The sequence below is a fragment of the Metabacillus niabensis genome (assembly GCF_902829255.1).
In the GTDB taxonomy this organism is placed as follows: Bacteria; Bacillota; Bacilli; order Bacillales; family Bacillaceae; genus Metabacillus; species Metabacillus niabensis.
On the sequence record NZ_CADEPK010000324.1, the window covers coordinates 1 to 3457 of the forward strand.

The window sequence follows — 3457 nt, forward strand, 5'->3', positions numbered from 1 at the left end:
ATAAAGAAGACTCTATACACGAATGTATAGAGTCTTCTTCTTTATGTCTTAACGACAACAAAGGGGATGGGAGAAATTTTTCACGGTCAAACAAAGGGGTAAATGTTTGTTTTGTGATTAATTTCACATCTTTATAATATCAAATCTTGTCGTAATTTGACAAGGGCGAGCGCCGTATTTCACAAAAATTTCACAAAAAATTTTAATTTCCTTACATAATAACTCCTACATATATTTGTAAAAACTCATTTTCAAAACAAAGGTATTTTCATCTATCTTTTGTTTATAATTTTCAAGATAAATATCTTGGCAGATTTCCGATAAATGTCTTAACTATAACTACGTATCTTTTGGAGTTTCTCTATGTATTTACTCTTATGGCAAGCCCTCTTAAAACATCACCTATACTTTCCAAAGCACTTCCTTATAAAAGTGCCCAGATTTATAAGGGAAAATCGTGATAAATGGACATCCACTTTCATATAGAATACTAACATCAACATGTGGAGAATATTTTAATACTTTTTCACGAATCTGTATTCCAGTAAGAATCACCCGTATTTTAAAGAAGAAAGAAAGGGAGGCATTAATACATTGATGTGGATAATTATCGTAGGAGTGATCACAGTTATCTTGTTTTTCCTGAACATTTTAGCATTAATGGAGATAGTCCCCATTTTTATTACTTCTCCATTATTATTTATTTCACTATTCATCACTTTATATCTTATTAATCATCGCAAAACATTTAAGGGATTTTAATTTGTTCACATAAACAACCTCCATAAAAAATCAGTGGCGGCTTAACTTGCCTCCACTGATCAATATGAGTTTATTATTTTAATTCAGCTAATAGCTTTTCCATTTCAGTTAATTTTTCTTCAAACACTTTACATGCCTCTTCAATTGGAGATGATGATGTCATATCAACACCAGCTTTTTTAAGAACTTCAATTGGATAATCTGAGCTTCCTGCTTTTAAGAAGTCAATGTAACGCTCAACAGCTGGCTGCCCTTCCTCAAGAATTTGATTGCTTAATGCGGTTGCTGCACTATAGCCTGTTGCATATTGGTAAACATAATAGTTGTAGTAGAAATGAGGAATTCTTGCCCACTCTAAGCCAATTTCCTCGTCGATAACAATGTCATTGCCAAAATACTGTTTATTCAAATCATAATAGATTTTTGTTAAAAGCTCAGGTGTTAAAGGTTCACCCTCTTGTGCCTTCTGATGAATAATATGTTCAAATTCTGCGAACATCGTTTGACGGAATACTGTACCTCTAAATCCTTCTAAGAAATGATTTAATAAGTAAAGACGCTGACGCTTATCCTCAATTGTTTCTAATAAGTAATGATTTAGCAATGCCTCATTACATGTAGACGCAACCTCAGCAACAAAAATTGAATAATTACCATACGGATATGGTTGATTTTTCCTCGTGTAATAGCTATGAACAGAATGTCCAAATTCGTGTGCTAATGTAAATAAATTATTCACATTATCCTGCCAGTTCATAAGGATATATGGATTTGTTCCATAAGCACCTGAGGAATACGCACCACTTCGTTTTCCCTTATTCTCATGAACGTCGACCCAGCGATTTTCAAAGCCTTCTTTTAAAATCGATAAGTATTCCTCACCTAAAGGTGCAAGACCCTTTAAAATATATTCCTTTGCTTCATCATACGTAACTTCCATCTTTACATCTTTTACTAGCGGAGTGTATAAATCATACATATGAACTTCAGATAGCCCAAGAACATCTTTTCTTAGCTTTACATATCGTTGTAATAAATCTAAATGGTCATGTACTGTACTAATCAAATTTTCATAAACTGATTCAGGTATATTATCACTGCTTAATGCTGCTTGTCGCGCAGAATCATAGTTGCGGACTTTTGCGCTAAAATTATCTTTCTTAACAGTACCGCTTAACGTACTAGCAAATGTATTTTTAAAATCACCATAAGTTTTGTACACTGCCTTAAATGCATCTTCTCTTACTCGACGATCTTCACTTTCTAAGAAGCGGATATAGCGGCCATGCGTAATTTCAACCTCTTCACCGTTCTCATCCTTAATTGTTGGGAAAGTTAAATCCGCATTGTTCAACATGCCAAAAGTATTACTTGATGAACCTAATACTTCTGATGCTTGCGCAAGAAGCTCCTCTTGCTCAGCTGATAAAACATGTGGACGTTGACGGTTTATTTCATCTAGTGCATGCTCATAAAGCTTTAATTCTTTTTTCTCATTTATAAATTGTTTAATTTTCGCTTCATCAACAGCTAAAAGCTCTGGGACAATATATGAACTTAAGCTAGCAGCTTGTGTATATAAGTTTCTAGCCCTGTCATTTAATGCTTGATAAGTAGAGTTTGTTGTATCTTGGTCATATCTCATATGTGCGTATGTATAAAGTTTCCCAAGTCTTTCCATAACCTTATCTTGATAAGTAAGTGCCTCATATAAATCTTCAGCACTATTTCCAAGTTTACCTTTGAATTCTGCAAGCTTTGGTAATGCAGCTTTTATCTCTGCAAATTCTTGTTCCCAAGCTTGATCCGTTTCAAAAATATCCTCTAATCTCCAAGTATCCTCTTTTTTAATTTCACTTCTAGCTGGAAGCTTCTTAACTGCAGTTTGTTCTGACATTGTGATTCCCCCTTCAGAATTAGTAATGGCATTTGCGGAGCTGGTTATGACTGAACTAATGAATGTAAATGTTGTAAAAATGACTACTAGATTTCTTCTATATTTCATACTCAACCTCCTGCTTTTTATTCCGCCAATGCAAATTAATTGTCATTTTCACGTTCGTTTTGAAATTGGTTGGGTGAGTATGATGTACCTCTATCTTCTCCCTGCAATGCTTCTTTTGTCAAATAGTAAGCTGCTAAACCTGTACCTATTAATGATGCTGTAAAAAGAAAAGGATTATTTTTCTTTTGCTTCTTATTAAACATATGATCACCTCTAATTGAATATCTCTCTTTTAATGTGTTCAAAAAAAGTGTTGCTATTCAATTAGCGGAAAATTTTGTTAACCTGTTCCATTAACTGTTTATCATGATGAATGATTTGTTCTAGATTGGTTTCCCACCTTATATGTGAAATTTTCATATATTTTCTTTCCGAGCTCATTTTTAAGATAGATAATAAGCAAAGCTTGTTTAAGTACTCTCTTATGACATAACTGTAATGAATGTTTGTCTGGTATAGACTTCTTATTTTAATTGCTTTTTCCTTGACTCTATTCTTAAAAAAATAGTAAATATCCTGAAACAGTATTTCCTTCCCGATTGAGTATTTATCTAGAAAAAGCAAAAGCCATCCTTGCCAAATATAGCTAGCTGTTTCAATTAAATAGGCGGTTTTAAGCGGGAGAAAAGCATGTGAAGGCAAAAAGGTGATTGGGGTTTGTTTTTCTTTATATAGTGTTATATTTAGGAG

4 protein-coding genes are annotated in these 3457 nt (G+C 33.4%); 1 reads left to right on the forward strand and 3 read right to left on the reverse strand.

The annotated features are described in order from the left end of the window. Positions 1-597 precede the first annotated feature (597 nt). The gene (locus HU235_RS25130; RefSeq protein ID WP_095300802.1) at positions 598-762 is read left to right on the forward strand and encodes a hypothetical protein; all 165 of its coding nucleotides are present in this window, start codon (positions 598-600) and stop codon (positions 760-762) included. Between the two features lie 73 nt (positions 763-835). On the opposite strand, the gene pepF is transcribed toward HU235_RS25130, so the two are convergent. The 3 genes from pepF to HU235_RS24910 all read right to left on the reverse strand — a co-directional run. Continuing rightward, positions 836-2659: an oligoendopeptidase F gene (gene pepF, locus HU235_RS18830; protein WP_095300803.1), complete on the reverse strand. Its 1824-nt coding sequence runs from the start codon at positions 2657-2659 to the stop codon at positions 836-838. A gap of 143 nt (positions 2660-2802) precedes the next feature. Next, complete coding sequence (locus tag HU235_RS18835; protein WP_174881213.1) at positions 2803-2970, reverse strand: hypothetical protein; 168 nt, start codon at positions 2968-2970, stop codon at positions 2803-2805. 61 nt (positions 2971-3031) lie between these two features. Beyond that, positions 3032-3457 (reverse strand): hypothetical protein (locus tag HU235_RS24910; protein ID WP_217451458.1); only part of this gene is annotated, 426 nt, incomplete at its 5' end.